This window comes from Hymenobacter sp. GOD-10R, assembly GCF_035609205.1.
Classification (GTDB): domain Bacteria; phylum Bacteroidota; class Bacteroidia; order Cytophagales; family Hymenobacteraceae; genus Hymenobacter.
In genome coordinates this window covers 3,582,904-3,600,221 of record NZ_CP141184.1, presented here as the reverse complement: position 1 = coordinate 3,600,221, position 17,318 = coordinate 3,582,904, and the positions used below count along the sequence as shown (strand labels likewise).

The following is a 17,318-nucleotide window of genomic DNA, read 5'->3' as shown; positions in this document are numbered from 1 at the left end:
CACGCACGGAAGCTAGGTCGGGCAGCTCATTCTTACGATTCAACGCTCTGGCGCCTGCGCGTCTATCCACATATCCTATGCTCAGTCTATTCATTCGCCGACCAGTGCTTTCGCTGGTCATCTCGCTGTTCATCACCTTTTTAGGGCTGCTGGCGTTGGTGTCTCTGCCCATCACGCAATTCCCCGATATCGTGCCGCCCTCGGTAACCGTAACGGCGCGCTACACCGGTGCCAACGCCGAGGTGTGCGCCAAGGCCGTGGCCACGCCGCTGGAACGCGCCATCAACGGCGTACCCGGCATGACCTACTTGTCGTCGGTTTCCAGTAACAGCGGTATCACGCTTATTACCATCTTCTTCCAAGTTGGTACTGACCCTGACCTAGCTGCCGTGAACGTGCAGAACCGCGTGCAGACGGTGATTGACGAACTACCCGAAGAAGTTATCAAGGCGGGCGTGAGTACGGAGAAGGAGGTAAACAGTATGCTGCTCTACCTCAACGTGATGAGCGACGACCCAAAAGTAGGGGAGAAGTTCATCTACAACTTCGCCGATATCAACGTGTTGCAAGAGCTCAAGCGTATTGATGGGGTGGGTTTCGCCGAAATCATGGGGCAGCGTGAGTACTCCATGCGCGTATGGCTTCAGCCCGACCGCATGGTGGCCTATAACGTATCGGCCGATGAGATTGTGGAGGCTATTCGTAACCAAAACGTGGAAGCGGCGCCGGGTAAATCGGGCGAAAGCTCGGGTCAGGCGGCGCAGGTGTTGCAGTACGTGCTGCGCTACACGGGCAAGCTGTTTGAGCCCAAGCAATACGAAAGCATTGTGGTGCGCGCCAACCCCGACGGCTCAGTGCTGCGCCTGAAAGACATCGCCAAGGTAGAATTCGGCGTGCTGAGCTACGGCATGGTGTCGAAGATCAATGGGAAGCCCTCGGCGGCCATCATGCTGAAGCAGCGCCCGGGCTCTAATGCCTCCGACGTTATCAAGAACGTGAAGACCCGCATGGCCGAGCTGAAGCAAACCTCGTTTCCGCCTGGCATGACCTATAACGTGTCTTATGACGTGTCGCGCTTCCTCGATGCTTCTATCCACGAGGTATTGCGCACCTTGCTCGAAGCTTTCGTGCTGGTGTTCATCGTGGTGTACCTGTTCTTGCAGGACTGGCGTTCGACGCTAATTCCAGCCCTTGCGGTGCCGGTAGCGCTTATCGGTACGTTGTTCTTCATGCAGCTGCTAGGTTTTAGCATCAACCTGCTCACGCTGTTTGCCTTGGTGCTCGCCATTGGTATCGTGGTCGATAACGCCATTGTGGTGGTAGAAGCCGTGCACGCCAAAATGCACGAAAAGCACCTTTCCGCCATGGACGCGACGCTTGAAGCCATGGGCGAAATCGGCGGTGCTATCGTAGCCATCACGCTGGTGATGTCGGCAGTGTTTGTGCCGGTGTCCTTTATGGAAGGTCCAGTCGGCGTTTTCTACCGCCAGTTCTCCCTGACCCTAGCTATTTCCATTGTCATTTCGGGGGTTAACGCTCTCACGCTCACGCCGGCTCTGTGCGCCTTGCTGCTGAAGCCCGTGCACGAAGGCGAGCAAAAGCAAGGTGTGGTAGGCCGCTTCTTTGCTGGCTTCAACCGCCGCTACGAGTCGCTGGCAAGCGGCTACCAACGCCTGGTGCGCGTTATTGCCAACCGCCGCCTCGTGACCATCGGTTTATTGATCTTCTTCTTCGCTGCTACCTACGGCATGACCACCATCCTGCCCACAGGCTTCATCCCAACGGAGGACCAAGGCATGATCTACGTGAACGTGACCACGCCGCCCGGTGCCACCGTGGAACGCACAGAGCGGGTGCTCGACCAGATCAACGACATCGCGAAGCAGCTAGGTCCGGTAGAATCGGTGTCGACGCTAGCGGGCTACAGCCTGACCAACGAAGTAGCGGGTGCTTCCTATGGCATGGGTATGATCAACCTGAAGGCGTGGGATGACCGCGAGGAATCAGTAACGGACCTCATTACCCAGCTGGAAGAAAAAACAAAGGGCATCACGGACGCTGACATTCAGTTCTTCCCGCCGCCTACCGTACCCGGTTTCGGTAACTCCAGCGGCTTCGAGCTGCGCTTGCTCGACCGCACCGGGCGTGGCGACTTGCAGCAGACGGCCGAAGTATCGAACCGCTTTATCGAAGCCTTGAGCAAGACGCCAGCCATTGGTAGCGCCTTCACCAGCTTCGATCCTAGCTTTCCGCAGTACATGATCCACGTCGATCAGGACCAAGCGGCCAAGAAAGGCGTGACGGTAGACAAGGCCATGAGCACGCTGCAAACGCTGATGGGCTCTTTTTACGCCTCCAACTTCATCCGCTTCGGCCAGATGTACAAGGTGATGGTACAAGCAGCGCCTAACTTCCGCACCAAGCCTGAAGACGTGCTGAAAATGTACGTGAAAAACGACCGCGGCGAGATGGTGCCTTTCTCGACGTTTGTGCGCCTGGAGCGCGTGTACGGCCCCGAGCAGCTCACCCGCTACAATATGTACACCTCGGCCATGCTCAACGGCGACGCGGCCCCCGGCTTCAGTTCCGGCGACGTGATTAACACGGTGCAGCAAGTGGCGGCCAAAGAGCTACCCCGCGGCTACAGCTTCGAGTGGTCAGGCATGACGCGCGAGCAGGTGCTCTCCGGCGACCAAGCACTCTACGTGTTTGCCGTGGTGCTGCTGTTCGTGTACCTGCTGCTGGCCGCCCAGTACGAAAGCTTCCTGCTGCCGCTGCCCGTTATCCTGAGCTTACCGACCGGTATTTTCGGCGCCTTCCTGTTCCTGAAGTTGCTAGGTCTGGAAAACAACATCTACGCCCAGGTGTCGCTGGTCATGCTGATTGGTTTGCTCGGTAAGAACGCCATCCTCATCATTGAGTTTGCGGTGCTCAAGCGCAAAGAAGAAGGCCTCTCGGCGCTCGAAGCAGCGGTACAAGGCGGCTACTCGCGTCTGCGCCCCATCCTGATGACCTCGTTTGCCTTCATCGCCGGTCTGATTCCGCTGACCATTGCTACCGGCGCCGGTGCTCTCGGCAACCGTTCCATCGGGACGGCCGCGGCGGGGGGTATGTTCATCGGGACGCTGTTCGGGGTGGTGCTCATTCCCGGGCTCTACGTGCTGTTCTCGCGCTCCAACAAGAAGGAGAAGGCTAAAGAAGAGCTAGCTGAAGTCGAAACCCACGAACCGGTACACGCCACGGCTTAACGAATAGCAAGGAAACTGGTCATCTGCTCTGGTTCGGCGGCGCTTAGTCCTCCGACCACAATGGACAAGCCGCTGACCTAGCTTTTAGAACTGTATTGAATCAGATATGAATAGGGTAATCATCCAAGTACGTCGTCATTTGCTGCCCGCCGTGGCGGGTTTATTACTGGTAAGCAGCTGCCGTTCAGTCGAGCCTGTGACGCTCCCGCGAGCAGCGCCTGTACCTGCGACCTTCGTCAGCAGCGCTTCCGACTCCTCCAGCATAGCCGATCAACCGTGGCGCCGGTTTTTCGCCGATCCGAACTTGGTGAGCCTGATCGATTCGGCCCTGCAAGCCAACCCCGACCTAGGTATTGCGATACAGCGCGTCGAAATGGCCCGCGCCAATGTGCTGGTGGCCCGCGGGGCCTTGCTGCCCACTGTCAATGCCGTTGGTTCGGCCGGCGTCGACCGGTTTGCTGATTATACTATGAACGGCATCGGCAACTACGACACCAATCTTTCCAACAATATTGAAGGCAAGCAACGCATTCCGACGCCCACGCCTGAGTTCTTCCTGGGTCTGCGGAGCTCCTGGGAAATCGACTTGTGGGGTAAACTGCGTAACCGGCGCAAAGCTGCCGTTGCGCGCTTGCTAGCTTCCGACAAAGGCCGCCAACTCGTACAAACGTCGTTAGTGGCCCAAGTTGCGCGGCTCTACTATAGCCTGCTCGCCTTGGACAATGAGTTGGTCGTACTCGGTAAAAACCGGGCCTTGCAGGAACGGGCCGTCGAAATTATCAAAATTCAGAAGCTAGGTGGGCGGGCCACGGAGCTAGCTGTGCAGCAGTTCACGGCGCAGTTGCTGCGCACACGCAGCCTACAGGTGGAAGCGCAGCAACGCATCGTGGCGACCGAAAATGAGCTGAACCGCCTGCTTGGTCGCTACCCACAGACGATTACGCGAGGTCAGCCCATCGGCCAACAACCTTTGCCGCAGCAAGTAACGGCGGGTATTCCAGCCGCCATGTTGTTGCACCGCCCCGATGTGCAGCAGGCCGAGCGGGAGCTACTAGCGGCCCGCGCCGACGTAGATGCGGCCCGCGCCGCGTTCTTGCCATCGCTCACGCTTACGCCTTACCTAGGGTTGAATTCTTACAATGCCTCGGTGCTATTCAACACCCCCGCCTCGCTGGCGTATGGCTTGCTAGGCGGTTTGGCAGGACCAATTCTGAATCGTAACGTCATTAAAGCTGACTACCGCCGTTCGGCCGCTGAGCAACGCGAAGCCTACTATAACTACCAGAAAGCCATTCAAACGGGTTTTCAGGAAGTAGTGACGAGCCTAAAGGGCATCGACAATTACCAACGCATGCACGAGCTCCAAGAGCAGGAGGTACTAGCGCTGAACAAAGCGGTGGAGATCTCCAATGACCTCTACGGCGCTAGCTATGCTTCCTACCTGGAAGTAATTACGGCCCAGCGTAGTGTGCTGGAAGCCGAGCTTAACTTGACGAATACCCGCCGCGAGCAGTTTCTGTTGCTCATTGACCTCTACCGTGCCCTAGGTGGAGGTAGTACAGAATCGCTACCGATGTAATCAAAATCACCTGTTGGTTTGTTCTTATGCCAGCGTGACGCAGTTGCTTAACTTAAGCCTGTGTTACGCTGGCAATTTTGTGAAAAGCAATGGCTCCGAAGAAATTAGGCTTACTGCTGAGCTGGGGTAATTTGATTTACATAGTATCCTAACCTAATCCCCCCTAAAAAACGTAGGGGTATTTTGGATAAAGGCTCGTTCCATCAATTCCGTAACTAATTTCGCGCCTTCTCAATTTTTACCTAACCTGAAAAGCCAGATTTCCGCCCTCTAGGGTGGTGGCAGCGAGAATTCGCTGCCTGGCTTGACGCTGATGCCTGCTGCTTATGCTGGAAATGAACAAACTTTCGCTGAATATTCCGGATACTACCAAACCACGGGTTGTGGTGATTGGTGGTGGCTTCGGGGGCGTGAACCTCGTGAAGTATTTGCCGGAACAAGATTTTCAGGTGGTAATGCTCAGCAAGCAGAACTATTATGGGTTCTGGCCGCTGCTCTACCAAGTAGCCACCGCCGGCTTGGAGCCCGAGTCGATTGCCGAACCGATTCGTAAGCTATTTGATGACCGCAAGGATTTTCATTTCCGTTTCGTACGTGTCACCAACATCGACCCGGTTACCAAAACGGTGAACACGCTAATCGGCGATATCAAGTACGATTACTTGGTAATTGCTACTGGTACTCAATCGAACTACTTCGGCAACAAGCAGATTGAGCAGAAATCCTTTCCGCTCAAGCAACTCTCGGATGCCGTAAACCTGCGGAGCCAGTTGCTCCAATCGTTTGAACAAGCAAGCATGACGCGCGACAAGCAAACGCGCCAAGGCCTGCTTAATGTTGTTATTGCGGGTGCTGGTCCGACAGGCGTAGAACTCGCGGGTTCGTTGGCCGAAATGCGTCAGCACATTCTGCCCAAGGACTATCCGGGGCTGGATTTTAGCGAGATGAACATTTACCTGGTCGATGGCCTCGACCGGGTGCTGCCGCCGCTGTCACCTGCTTCTAGCAAGCGCGCCCACCAAGATCTAGAGAAGCTAGGGGTAAACATCAAGCTCAACAAGCTGGTAGCTTCTTACGACGGGGAGGTCGTTACCTTCAAAGATGGGGAGCAGATTCCGACCCAAACGCTCGTATGGGCGGCTGGGGTAACGGGAGCTACTATTGAAGGCATGCCTGCTAGCTCCGTGGAGCGCGGCCGTTACCTGGTTAATACTTACAACCAAATAGCGGGCTTCGAGGATATTTTCGCCATTGGCGACATTGCCGTGATGAAAACGGATAAGTGGCCTAAGGGTCACCCGCAGGTAGCCCAACCCGCGTTGCAGCAAGGAGCGCACCTCGCCAAAAACCTTGTGCGCCAGCGTAAAGGCGAGGCGTGGAAGGACTTCGATTACTTCGACAAAGGTTCGCTTGCTATTGTTGGCCGCGCCCGTGCCGTCGCCGACTTGCCCGGCAATAAGAGCCTAGGTGGTTTCATTGCCTGGGTGGCTTGGCTGTTCGTGCACATCTACTACCTCATTGGTTTCCGGAGCAAGCTGATCGTGCTGAGCAACTGGGTATACCGTCTCTTTACGTATGAGCGGGGCACACGCATTATTATTCGGCCTTTAGTGCGCCACGACGCCAAAGAAGTGGTGGAACTGCAAAGCGCAGGTAAATAGTCCACCTACTACCGCAAACAATATGGCCCCATCAGTCGCGTACTGGTGGGGCCATCTTATGTTAAGCTAGGTAAGGTGATAGGTTGCTAAAGGCACACCTAGGCGTAGCCGAACTTGCTATTTTCCCGCTCCTCGTTCTCGTCAGGAGTGGGCGCATTACCTGCGCGCAAGAGCTCTGACTGAAAAGGAATTCCGTCGGGGTTGCCGTACAGGTTTCCTTCCTGATCAAAGTACGTGCAGTGTACAACCTCTTGGTCGGCGGTAATAACCGTCATGCTAGGTCCGCCCGAGGCAAGATGTACGACATCACCTGTTTTGAATAGTGGCATCAGGTTCTCGTTAAAAGTTATTGTTTCGTAGCTGAAGTAGCCTTGCGCTTGTCCGTCGTCTTGGTAGAAGAAGCCTTGGTGGCTGTGCTCTTAGACGTGGTAGTGGGCGTTGTCGTCTGAGCTTCGATACCAGGCGCTTTTGGCGAGTCAGCCCGGTCAGTACGTACGTTCTTAGTACCTGACACCGAGGTGGAAGTCGACGCGGAGTTGGTGGAAGAAGACGTAGTTGCTGGTGTTGTTTGCGCGTGCGCGAGGGAAGCACAAACTAGCAATGTGGCGAGCAAGAAAAACGTTTTCATAAATGCTAGGTAAGGACAGTAGGTAGCAAAATCCTACGCGGAAAGGAGCATAGAGTTCGATAAGCGGCCCTTTAAGTTGAACACCAGGTTCCCATAGGGGCATCGATAGGTGTATTTATACCAGAGTGGAGTCGACGTTCACCAGCGTACCTAGTCTAGCTAAAAATGTCTAAAAGCCCTCCTGGTTACGAGCTAAACGCAACGACTCCGCCGTGAGGATACCAACTTGGTGGTATCCTCACGGCGGAGTCGTTGCGTTCTACTTCGAACTCAGGCGCTAGAGCAAAGTGCTCAAATCACGCACCCCCAAGGCGCGCTCCGCGGTGAATCCTTCGCCAAAATCTACTCCGATGATGTGGCCCATCTCACGTGCGCGAGCTTCCAAAAAGTTAAAGAAATTGGCCCCAGAAATATAGGTCTGCGGCTCACGGCTGGTGCTTTCGGGGTCGTGAAACTGGGTGCGGAAAGCCCGGATGGAAGCTAGCTTAGTTTCCCAGTGTGGGGTGATATCGACCACAAAGTCGGGCGCAATTTGGCGGTCTTGGATGTAATGGTATACTTGTTTAGGGCGCCAAGCCGTTTGAGGCTGCCCGTCCGCGTCCAAAGTTTCGATCATACGTAAACCAGCTAGAAAGCAAGCTTCCGACGCTAGCACAGAGCCCCGGCCGTGGTCAGGGTGCCGGTCATGCATTGCGTTCAGCAAGACAATCTCAGGTTGGTAGCGGCGCACCGCAGCAATGATAGGCAGCTGATGCTCCCGGTCATTGCGAAAGAAACCATCCGGCAAACCTAGGTTCTCACGGGCATGGAGGCCCAGAATTTTAGCCGAATCAGCCGCTTCTTCGGCCCGTATTTCGGGCGTACCTCGCGTACCTAGCTCTCCCCGTGTCAGATCAACAATCCCGATCTTTTTGCCCTGTGCAGCAGCACTTAGCAAGGTTCCAACGCAGCCTAGCTCCGCATCGTCGGGGTGGGAAGCAATAGCCAGAATATCAAGTTTCATGGAAGGTTCATATGGCTGAATAGTTAAAGGCTGACAGCTACTGAATTGGGAAACCGCCGTTCAACGTTTAACTACTGAGCTATTTCTATTTAATCCGTAAGGTGCGGCCTGGGCGTAGGGTGGAAGTGCCCTTGTTCAATTGCTTGATCTTGCTGACTGATACGCCATAGCGTTCCGCTATTTCCGACAGCGTGTCGCCGCTCCGGATACGGTGCGTAACTGTGCGCCGTGCTGCCGAAGGCCGAGCAGCCGAGCTACTACGGCCACTTGAGCGGCTGCGTAGTGCGCGACTATAATAATTGAAGAGCGACGACGTGATCAGAAAGTTGTCTTTCCAAAGCTTGTACTCCGGAAAATCGTACATCTCGGTCGGGTTGATCGGGTTGCCTTCGTAGCGTACCTCGAAGTGCAAGTGCGACCCGGTACTACGCCCTGTATTGCCACCTAGGCCAATAACTTGCCCCGCTTTCACAAAGGTGCCGGGCGTTACGAGAGGCTTACTTAAATGGCCATACAGCGTCTCAATGCCGTTGTAGTGCCGCACAAGCAAGTAGTTACCATAGCCTGATCCATCCCACTTTGAAATGCGCACGACCCCATCGAAGGCCGCCCGCACGGAGTCGCCAGTTTCTAGGTCTAGATCGGTGCCGTAGTGCCAGCGGTAGCCACGAAAGCCAAACCCCGATGTAGTAGGAGTAGTGTTAAGGGGCATCCGGGCGTAGCGCTGTCGCGGAGGGTCTGTTAGGTGAAGCGTCAGCGTATCGCGAATGCGGCGCCCATCTACTCGGTAGGGATTGATATTATGGGTATCCCAAATGGCGTAGTAGCCGGCTACTTTGATCCAAGAACTGTCGATGAGCACCTCGTCCGACATTTCCACAATGTGCTGTCCTCCTTCGTTGAGCGTTGAGGTATCCTCGCTTACAATGGATAACTTCTTCGCTGGATTAAAGAAGATGGACTTTGCCGCATCGGAGTTGTCATCGGGCAGATCCTGCGTTTCTATTAAGATAGTCGTGTCAGGCCGTACGTAACGGATAGAAGGCGACTTAATGCGGAAAAAATCGGAGCGCTTGCCTGCTGCACCAGCCTTGGCTTTCGGTTCTGTAGCTTTGCGACGCTGGGCATCCACGTGCTGAGGCGCTAGCAATAGCCCCATTAGCAACAGAAATAGCCCATATTTCAACGAATCTAGCAAGGGCAAAAAGAGTAATTGAATAGTCAGGAAACTGAGTAAAAAGAAAGTGAATAAGGAAAGAGCTGAGTACTGCTAAAAAGCATCCACTCAGCTCTTCCCTCACCCAGGCTCTTTCTAGTGTTCGCCAAGAGCAGCTAGGAAGCGCTCAGCATCTAGCGCCGCCATGCAGCCCGAACCGGCCGCGGTTACGGCCTGACGGTAGGTATAATCCTGCACGTCGCCGCAGGCAAACACGCCATCAACGTTCGTTTTAGCCGAACCGGGAATAGTTTTCAGGTATCCTTGCTCGTCGTGGTGCAAGTAAGGCTGGAAGATGGTAGAGTTAGGTTCGTGCCCAATTGCCACAAAGAAACCTTTCACCGGAATTTCACGGGCTTCGTGCGTCAACGTATTCTTGACCCGTACGGCTTCTACCGCGTGCTCACCCAGAATTTCGTCTGTCACGCTATTCCACAATACCTCAATCTTAGGGTTTTCGACCACGCGCTTCTGCATAATCTTCGAGGCCCGCATTTCACCTTTGCGCACAATCATGTACACTTTCTCGCACAGATTAGCTAGGTAAGTGGCTTCTTCTGCTGCCGTGTCGCCGGCACCTACAATAGCCACCTCTTGTCCGCGGTAGAAGAAGCCGTCGCACACGGCACACGCCGATACACCCGAGCCATTCAGCCGCGCCTCCGACTCTAGACCTAGCCATTTGGCTGAGGCGCCAGTGGCAATAATGACGGTATCTGCGGTGATTTCCTTGCGTTCGTCGATAATTACTTTGTGCGGATGTCCTGAAAAGTCAACCGCTGTAGCAAGTCCGTAGCGAATATCAGTGCCGAAGCGTTCGGCTTGCTTCTTTAAGTCTTCCATCATTTCCGGGCCCATCACACCGGTCGGATAACCCGGAAAATTTTCAACGTCGTTGGTGATGGTCAACTGCCCGCCAGGCTGCAAGCCCTGGTACATAACGGGCTGCATGTTAGCACGTGCTGCGTAAATGGCCGCTGTGTAACCGGCTGGGCCCGAGCCAATAATTAGACACTTGATGTGTTCAGGGGTAGTCTCCATTGCTTGGTAAAAGCAGAATTGCTTTTGAATAAGGGTGCAAAGGTAAGCGCCAGCAAGTAGTGGCGTGGAAATCGATTCCTTACGGGTACAAAGCAGTAACTATGCCTAGGCTAGTAACTGACGAAGTGTCCGAAGAAGGGGGGAACCGTTTGGCAATAAAAAACCCCAACGGCTGGGCTGGGGTTTTTAAAATTGGATAAGTACTTCGCTTATCCCAAGTAGGGCTTCAGCGCTTTAGAACGCGAAGTGTGGCGCAAGCGACGGATGGCCTTCTCTTTAATCTGGCGTACCCGTTCGCGCGTTAGGTTGAATTTTTCGCCGATTTCTTCCAGCGTGAGCGAGTGCTCACCGTTCAGACCGAAGTACAGGGTAATAACGTCGGCCTCACGCTTCGTAAGTGTGGAAAGCGCCCGTTGTACTTCCTTGCGAAGCGAGTCGTTCATCAGACCCATGTCGGGTGACTCTTCGTCTTCGTTCTCCAGTACGTCGAGGAGACGGTTTTCTTCACCTTGGACGAAAGGAGCATCCACGGATACGTGGCGGCCCGAAATCTTCAGGGTGTCAACCACTTCGGAAGTTGTCAACTCCAGAACTTCAGCAATTTCTTCGGGCGAAGGCTCCCGCTCGAATTTTTGCTCCAATTCAGAAAATGACTTAGAAATCTTGTTCAAAGAACCTACGCGGTTCAACGGCAGACGCACAATACGCGACTGTTCGGCTAGAGCTTGCAGAATCGACTGGCGAATCCACCATACGGCGTAAGAAATAAACTTAAAGCCGCGGGTTTCATCAAAACGCTTAGCTGCTTTGATCAGGCCTAAGTTGCCTTCATTGATCAAGTCGCCGAGCGAAAGACCTTGGTTTTGATACTGCTTAGCTACCGACACCACAAAGCGCAGGTTAGCTTTTGTCAGCTTTTCCAGGGCTTGTTGGTCGCCTTCTTTAATACGCTGCGCCAGCGTTACCTCCTCGTCGGGAGTGAGCAGGTCTACCTTGCCAATCTCCTGTAAGTATTTATCCAGCGATTGGCTTTCGCGGTTGGTGATCTGCTTGCTGATCTTAAGCTGTCTCATTGCGGGCGCGAAAGAATGATAATTCGATAAAAGTTAAACATGTGGCTACCTTCTAATGGATGCCGGTCAGTTGGGATCAACGTACCGGCATCCACGAAAGTTCGACTAAGCAGACCTAAGCAGCACCGTTGTCAGCAGCTGTGCGCTCCGGCTTAGGGAGTAGCACTTTCCGCGAGAGACGGTACTTACCGGTTTTCTTGTCAATGTCAAGCAGCTTCACGTCAATTTCCTGACCGACTTCGAGCACACCCTCAAGGCTGTTGAGGCGCTCGTGACCGACTTCAGAAATGTGCAGCAAGCCATCCTTACCAGGCATTATTTCTACGAAAGCACCGTAAGGTTGGATGCTACGTACCTTGCCTTTGTAGGTCTCGCCAACTTCTGGCTGGGCAGCAATGGCGCGAATGCGGCCAATAGCGGCTTCCATGTCGGGTTGGTTCGAAGCGAAGATGCTCACGTGACCTTTCTCATCTTTCTCTTCGATGATAACAGTCGCGTTCGTGTCTTTCTGAATTTGCTGAATGACCTTACCACCAGGTCCGATAACGGCACCAATGTATTCTTTGTCGATCAGCATCTTGTGCGAGCGAGGTGTATGCGGCTTCAAATCAGCAGCAGGACCGCTGATCGTCTTGGCCATTTCACCTAGGATATGCAAGCGGCCGGCGCGGGCTTGGTGCAGCGCCTTGGTCAGAATGTCAAACGACAAATTCTGAATCTTAATGTCCATCTGGCAAGCCGTGATACCTTTTTCGGTACCTGTCACCTTGAAGTCCATGTCACCTAGGTGGTCTTCATCACCGAGAATATCGCTGAGTACAGCATACTCTTTGGTGTCTTTGTCTTGTACTAGGCCCATCGCAATACCGGCTACTGCCGATTTTACTTTGATACCTGCATCCATCAACGCCAGTGAGCCGGCGCACACCGTAGCCATCGAGCTAGAGCCGTTCGACTCGAGAATGTCCGACACGATACGGATGGTATAAGGATTCTCTTCCTCAGCAGGAAGCACTTTCTTCAACGAGCGCAGAGCTAAGTTGCCGTGACCAATTTCACGACGGCCTGGTCCGCGGCTAGGTTTCACTTCACCCGTCGAGAAAGCGGGGAAGTTATAGTGCAGCATGAACTTGCTGTATCCCGAGTACATAGCTGAGTCGATGATTTGTTCATCGAGCTTGGTGCCGAGGGTTACAGTGGTCAAAGATTGTGTTTCACCACGGGTAAATACCGCTGAGCCGTGGGCACCAGGTAGGTAGTTTACCTCACTCCAGATGGGGCGGATCTCTTCAAGCTGACGACCATCCAAGCGCACGCGCTCCTTGATCATCATATCACGAATCGCTTTCTTCTCAGCTGAGCCATAGTAGCGGCTGAACATTTTCATGTCCAACTCAGGCTGCTCCTCTAGCAGAGTTGCTAAGAACGCTTTTTTTACTTCGCTAAAGCCTGCCTTACGGCCTTCTTTGCTAGTGTTGCCGGATCGGGCAATCTCGTAGGCTTTTTGGTAAATGCCTTCGGTGATACGCTGCTTTAGCTCGTCGTTCTCATCGTACTGTGGGTACTCACGCTTTACGGCTGCTTTCTCTACAGCCGCGGCGAGTTCCTGCTGCACGCGAATTTGGTCTTTGATTGCTTCGTGTCCGGCAGCGATGGCTTCCACCATCTCCTCCTCGCTTACTTCGCTCATTTCGCCTTCTACCATGGCTACAGAGTCGATGGTAGCACCTACAATCAGATCAATGTCGGCACGGGCAATATCAGCGCTCTTGGGGTTGATCTGCAGCTTACCGTCGATGCGAGCTACTCGTACTTCCGAGATAGGACCAGCAAACGGAATGTCAGATATTGATAGAGCTGCCGAAGCAGCTAGAGCTGCTAAGGCGTCGGGTTGTACTTCTTTATCGGCCGAAATGAGGGAAATCATCACCTGCACTTCGTAGTGATAGTCTTTGGGGAACATGGGCCGCAGAATGCGGTCTACCAAACGTGATACAAGAATCTCGTAGTCTGATAGACGACCTTCGCGGCGCTGGAATGAACCAGGGATCTTACCGGCCGAGCCGAATTTTTCTTGATAGTCTACCGAAAGAGGCAGGAAATCTACTCCCTCACGCTGGCTAGGTTGCGATACCACTGTAGCTAGCAGCATGGCGTCACCTAGGCGTACGACAACCGAACCGTCGGCCTGCTTTGCTAGCTTGCCGGTTTCGATAGTAATAAGTCGGCCGTCAGGCAGGGTAATAGATTTGGTAATAGCGTTGTAATTGGGCATCTTCAGTTTGCTTGAAACAGCGACAGCGGGCGAGTAACCAAAAAAACGGGCTTGTAGCAGCGCCGTTTTACTCTAGGTATTTCTACTTCCAAGAATAGAACAACAGAATAGGCAAAAAAGGTGGCTACTCTGCATAAAAAAAGAGTAGGGAACCCTGGTTGAGGGCTCCCTACTCCAGCGGGTGGGCTTACTTACGAATGCCCAACTCCTTGATAATGGCGCGGTAGCGGTTGATCTCGCGGTGCTGCAGGTAGTCCAACAGACGGCGACGCTTACCAACAAGCTTGAGCAGGCCCAAACGAGTCGAGAAGTCCTTCTTGTTCACCTTAAGGTGTTCAGTCAGGTGATTGATACGGTGGGTGAACAGTGCAATTTGCGATTCAGCCGAACCGGTATCGGTGGCAGTTTTAGCCAGGCTGTTCTTCTCGAAAATAGCCTGTTTTGCTTCGGTAGTGAGTTTCATCGGCAGATAGGTTACCCCGTCTTGGATTAAGCGTGAAAAAAGAAAATTTATACCCCGCATTTCGGGGTGGCTGCAAAGATAGCAGATTTTTAGTTGCCAATTCTCATTTATTAAGGCACTCTGCCAGCATTTCTATAATCTGGTTTAGTCTTCAGTGACTAATTGACGGCTAAGCCAATTGTTGAAAATCAGCCTCGCTGGTACCCTCGAAACGGCCATCGGATCTTAGCTGGAAGACGACGCCAGAAATCTACTTCCAGCAACCCTGAATCGTTGCGAGCCTGGTACAGGAAAAATAGGCCGATAGGAAGCAAGATGCAGTCGGCCATCCACATACCTAGACCCACCGGAATTATGCCTTCACGACCCTGTTTTTCCCCAATAATCGAGATGACGTAGTAGATAATGAAGAACAGAATAGCGACGAGAATAGGAACCCCTAAACCGCCCTTCTTAATGATAGCGCCGAGTGGTGCCCCAATGAGGAACATAACTAAAATGGCCGCTGATTGAGTGTACTTGCGAAAGATCTCAATACGAAAGCCACTAGCGTCTTTGCCTAGGTTGCTGAGCTGCTCGCCCGAAGAGCCAACAAATGAGCGCACGTTGCGAGCCCGGTTAGTGGCTTGTTGCACAATGCCAACCTGCAAAGCAGGCAACCGTGTTGCCGGAACCTGCAGTTTTTCAATGCGTCGGTTGGAAGCTTGACCAGTCGTATCGAGGCGAAGGTAGGTATAGTAAGGGTTCAACTGCTGAATCAAACTGCGTCGCTGTAGCGTTAAGCGGGAGTGTAAAGAGTCAGCCGCTTTTACCAGTTGCGGAATGTTTTTCATCATCCGGTTCTCAGCGAAAAGCTCTTGCCTGGTGCGATTTAGGTCGAAAGATGCTAGTGAGAACGTAATCATGTTACGCGAGAAAGCCTGGCGAATAAAGCTCGCTCCGGAGCGGTCACGGGTGTCGGGTTGTTCTACAAACGTCTGCCCGCGGAACAGCTCCAAGCCTAGATATTGCCCGCCAAAGCGCGTGAACATGCGCCCAGAGTCGGCCAAGATCATCGTAGAATTGCCCCGGCCATTCGTGTGGTCATAGATCATAACCCCCATCAGGATATCGCCGTTCTTTCCCAGCTTCTGATTCACTTTGATCGTGTAGCCCGGAATACCATTGTAGAACACCCCTGGCCGAATATCCAGCGCTAGTTTCTGCTGACGTACGTCCCAGAGGAGACTGTAAGCACCAAGATTTGCCTTGGGCACGATGGTATCATTAAACCAGAAGGCAAATATTGATAGTGCCACGCTAACAACCAGCACCGGCCGCAGGATGCGAGTCAGCGAAATGCCTGAACTTTTAATGGCAGTCAGTTCGTGGTGCTCACCTAGCTGACCATACGTCATGAGGGAGGAGAGAAGCACCGCTAATGGCAGCGAAATAGGCACCATCAGCACGCTGAAAAAGAACAGCAATTGCCCAATTACCCCAATACCTAGATCTTTGCCGACTAGGTCATCGAGATATTTGAGCATGTATTGAGTGAGCAGGATAAACTGCACGACCGCGAAAGTGAGAAAGAAAGGCCCAGCGAAGGCCTTTAGAATCAACTTATCAAGTTTTTTCATGAGAATCGGACACGCGTTACCCGTAAGCGGCGCTTGGCGTGCTAAGCGTAAATGCGAAACGAAGATACGGCTCGTTTCGCGCCCGTTTCCTTTGAATTAATAGAAAAACCTAGCCGCCAACCAACTCACGTAGTTGTTGCACTAAACCATCCCACATTTCCTGAAGTTCGATATCGTCCGTTTCCTCCGAGTAATCCAGCACCCGCAAGAACACTTCTTGGGTTAGCTGAGATTCTTCGATGGTGAAATCGAGGTAGTTGGCATCGGTCATCGGACGCTTGTCCTGGTCTAAAAACACAAAACGCACCGAGCGGTTGGTGCGATGCGAGTTGAGCTCAGCAAAGTGGGACTGATTGTCCCAGATGAAGTTATAGCGTTGATTTTCTTCGAGGCGTACTTCTTGGCAGAACCATTGACCCAGACCAGAAGGTGAAGCTAAATACGGATACAATATCTTTGGTGAAGCATTGACCGGGTATTCTACCATAAAACGGTGCTTCGTACGAGTAGCAGAGAGCGGCATAAGCAAAGCGGCAAAATAGGTGTTAGGCCATCAGCGCAGATTTTGGATGGCTGCAACCAATATACAAATCTTTTTTTTCTACAACGCTTGCATCAGGTTAAATCTTGTGTCTACCTTTGCGGCACCAAACGCGGCGGGGTAGCTCAGTTGGTTAGAGCACAGGATTCATAACCCTGAGGTCACGAGTTCAACTCTCGTCCCCGCTACAAGAAACGGCCTTCCTGATTCAGGAAGGCCGTTCTCGTTTTCTCAGGCGATACTTCGGAAGACTAAAGTTTGTTTCTGTAGCTTGTGTTCTGCCTCCCGGAGCGGGTATGTTCGTTGTGCTTCTCTGCCATACGCTTACCGACGAAACAGCGTAAGAACAGCGTTTACCTTTTTGAATCTATGCGAACCAGACTACGACGCCATACGCGCCGGCTCAAGGTGATTGTATATAAGGAAACCTTATTTGATTATAAAGAGCACCTCTGGACCTTTCTAGGTGCCTTCCTAGGTATCGGTCTAATTGGCTTACTCAGTCAATATCGCCTTGCCCCAGCGGATGCACCGTTGCTCATTGGCTCGTTTGGTGCCTCGTCGGTTCTCATTTATGGCGTTATCAATAGCCCTTTAGCACAACCGCGCAACCTCGTGGGCGGCCATGTACTTAGTGCTGTTATCGGGGTGACTGTGCATCAGTTCATCCCGCAACAATTATGGTTGGCAGCCGCGTTGGCCGTATCACTTTCCATTATAGGAATGCAAATCACCAAAACGCTGCATCCACCTGGCGGGGCTACAGCGTTGATTGCCATCATTGGCTCACCTCAGTTGAGGGCGCTCGGTTACGGGTATGTATTAATGCCCGTGCTTACAGGTGTTCTATTGTTACTGCTAGTTGCAGTCGTTGTTAATAATCTTGCTCCCACCCGCCATTATCCTGCTAATAGAAATTGGTATCGCTTCTGGCAACGCACATATCAATAACATGCTGTATCGGATTGCTA

14 protein-coding genes and 1 tRNA gene are annotated in these 17,318 nt (G+C 52.9%); 5 read left to right on the top strand and 10 right to left on the bottom strand.

All coding sequences use genetic code 11. The features are described from left to right. The first annotated feature begins 77 nt into the window (after positions 1-77). The 3 genes from SD425_RS14335 to SD425_RS14325 all read left to right on the top strand — a co-directional run bounded on the left by SD425_RS14335 (position 78) and on the right by SD425_RS14325 (position 6,488). Entirely contained in the window at positions 78-3,248 is a 3,171-nt protein-coding gene (locus SD425_RS14335) for an efflux RND transporter permease subunit (protein ID WP_324670624.1), read from the top strand. A 106-nt stretch (positions 3,249-3,354) separates the two neighbouring features. Next, positions 3,355-4,827, top strand: coding sequence for a TolC family protein (locus tag SD425_RS14330; protein WP_324670623.1), 1,473 nt, complete (start codon positions 3,355-3,357; stop codon positions 4,825-4,827). A 326-nt stretch (positions 4,828-5,153) separates the two neighbouring features. Continuing rightward, positions 5,154-6,488 (top strand): NAD(P)/FAD-dependent oxidoreductase, encoded by a 1,335-nt coding sequence (locus SD425_RS14325; protein WP_324670622.1) that lies wholly within the window; start codon positions 5,154-5,156, stop codon positions 6,486-6,488. Between the two features lie 98 nt (positions 6,489-6,586). Here the strand turns inward: SD425_RS14325 and SD425_RS14320 are convergent, their stop codons facing one another. The 10 genes from SD425_RS14320 to SD425_RS14275 all read right to left on the bottom strand — a co-directional run bounded on the left by SD425_RS14320 (position 6,587) and on the right by SD425_RS14275 (position 16,329). Next, on the bottom strand, positions 6,587-6,817 hold the full coding sequence (locus tag SD425_RS14320; protein WP_324670621.1) for a DUF2158 domain-containing protein: 231 nt from the start codon (positions 6,815-6,817) through the stop codon (positions 6,587-6,589). Between the two features lie 17 nt (positions 6,818-6,834). After that, positions 6,835-7,116, bottom strand: a complete 282-nt coding sequence (locus SD425_RS14315) for a hypothetical protein (RefSeq protein ID WP_324670620.1) — start codon at positions 7,114-7,116, stop codon at positions 6,835-6,837. 277 nt (positions 7,117-7,393) lie between these two features. After that, complete coding sequence (gene bshB1 / locus SD425_RS14310; protein WP_324670619.1) at positions 7,394-8,119, bottom strand: bacillithiol biosynthesis deacetylase BshB1; 726 nt, start codon at positions 8,117-8,119, stop codon at positions 7,394-7,396. 85 nt (positions 8,120-8,204) lie between these two features. Next, positions 8,205-9,278: a M23 family metallopeptidase gene (locus tag SD425_RS14305; protein ID WP_324670618.1), complete on the bottom strand. Its 1,074-nt coding sequence runs from the start codon at positions 9,276-9,278 to the stop codon at positions 8,205-8,207. 153 nt (positions 9,279-9,431) lie between these two features. Beyond that, positions 9,432-10,376 (bottom strand): thioredoxin-disulfide reductase, encoded by a 945-nt coding sequence (gene trxB / locus SD425_RS14300; protein WP_324670617.1) that lies wholly within the window; start codon positions 10,374-10,376, stop codon positions 9,432-9,434. A 209-nt stretch (positions 10,377-10,585) separates the two neighbouring features. Next, a complete protein-coding gene (locus SD425_RS14295; protein ID WP_044513580.1) occupies positions 10,586-11,449 on the bottom strand; it encodes a sigma-70 family RNA polymerase sigma factor in 864 nt (287 codons plus the stop codon). Between the two features lie 115 nt (positions 11,450-11,564). Next, positions 11,565-13,724, bottom strand: a complete 2,160-nt coding sequence (gene pnp / locus SD425_RS14290) for a polyribonucleotide nucleotidyltransferase (RefSeq protein WP_324670616.1) — start codon at positions 13,722-13,724, stop codon at positions 11,565-11,567. Between the two features lie 187 nt (positions 13,725-13,911). Then, complete coding sequence (rpsO, locus tag SD425_RS14285) at positions 13,912-14,187, bottom strand: 30S ribosomal protein S15 (RefSeq protein WP_324670615.1); 276 nt, start codon at positions 14,185-14,187, stop codon at positions 13,912-13,914. 188 nt (positions 14,188-14,375) lie between these two features. Next, positions 14,376-15,806: an LptF/LptG family permease gene (locus SD425_RS14280; RefSeq protein ID WP_324670614.1), complete on the bottom strand. Its 1,431-nt coding sequence runs from the start codon at positions 15,804-15,806 to the stop codon at positions 14,376-14,378. A 109-nt stretch (positions 15,807-15,915) separates the two neighbouring features. After that, positions 15,916-16,329: an START-like domain-containing protein gene (locus SD425_RS14275; RefSeq protein ID WP_324670613.1), complete on the bottom strand. Its 414-nt coding sequence runs from the start codon at positions 16,327-16,329 to the stop codon at positions 15,916-15,918. A 132-nt stretch (positions 16,330-16,461) separates the two neighbouring features. Between SD425_RS14275 and SD425_RS14270 the strand changes: the two genes are divergently transcribed. Both SD425_RS14270 and SD425_RS14265 read left to right on the top strand, forming a co-directional pair. Further along, positions 16,462-16,535, top strand: a tRNA-Met gene (locus tag SD425_RS14270). Positions 16,536-16,716: 181 nt separating this feature from the next. Continuing rightward, positions 16,717-17,298 carry an HPP family protein gene (locus SD425_RS14265; RefSeq protein WP_324670612.1) on the top strand — a complete coding sequence of 194 codons (582 nt, stop codon included), beginning with the start codon at positions 16,717-16,719 and terminating at the stop codon, positions 17,296-17,298. The last annotated feature ends 20 nt before the right edge of the window (positions 17,299-17,318 follow it).

Coding starts and splice junctions, on each gene's coding strand:
- SD425_RS14315 (WP_324670620.1), bottom strand. CDS start 7,116: ATGAAAACGTTTTTCTTGCTCGCCACATTGCTAGTTTGTGCTTCCCTC.
- pnp (WP_324670616.1), bottom strand. CDS start 13,724: ATGCCCAATTACAACGCTATTACCAAATCTATTACCCTGCCTGACGGC.
- SD425_RS14295 (WP_044513580.1), bottom strand. CDS start 11,449: ATGAGACAGCTTAAGATCAGCAAGCAGATCACCAACCGCGAAAGCCAA.
- SD425_RS14305 (WP_324670618.1), bottom strand. CDS start 9,278: ATGGGGCTATTGCTAGCGCCTCAGCACGTGGATGCCCAGCGTCGCAAA.
- SD425_RS14330 (WP_324670623.1), top strand. CDS start 3,355: ATGAATAGGGTAATCATCCAAGTACGTCGTCATTTGCTGCCCGCCGTG.
- SD425_RS14335 (WP_324670624.1), top strand. CDS start 78: ATGCTCAGTCTATTCATTCGCCGACCAGTGCTTTCGCTGGTCATCTCG.
- SD425_RS14275 (WP_324670613.1), bottom strand. CDS start 16,329: ATGCCGCTCTCTGCTACTCGTACGAAGCACCGTTTTATGGTAGAATAC.
- bshB1 (WP_324670619.1), bottom strand. CDS start 8,119: ATGAAACTTGATATTCTGGCTATTGCTTCCCACCCCGACGATGCGGAG.
- trxB (WP_324670617.1), bottom strand. CDS start 10,376: ATGGAGACTACCCCTGAACACATCAAGTGTCTAATTATTGGCTCGGGC.
- SD425_RS14325 (WP_324670622.1), top strand. CDS start 5,154: ATGCTGGAAATGAACAAACTTTCGCTGAATATTCCGGATACTACCAAA.
- SD425_RS14320 (WP_324670621.1), bottom strand. CDS start 6,817: ATGCCACTATTCAAAACAGGTGATGTCGTACATCTTGCCTCGGGCGGA.
- rpsO (WP_324670615.1), bottom strand. CDS start 14,187: ATGAAACTCACTACCGAAGCAAAACAGGCTATTTTCGAGAAGAACAGC.
- SD425_RS14280 (WP_324670614.1), bottom strand. CDS start 15,806: ATGAAAAAACTTGATAAGTTGATTCTAAAGGCCTTCGCTGGGCCTTTC.
- SD425_RS14265 (WP_324670612.1), top strand. CDS start 16,717: ATGCGAACCAGACTACGACGCCATACGCGCCGGCTCAAGGTGATTGTA.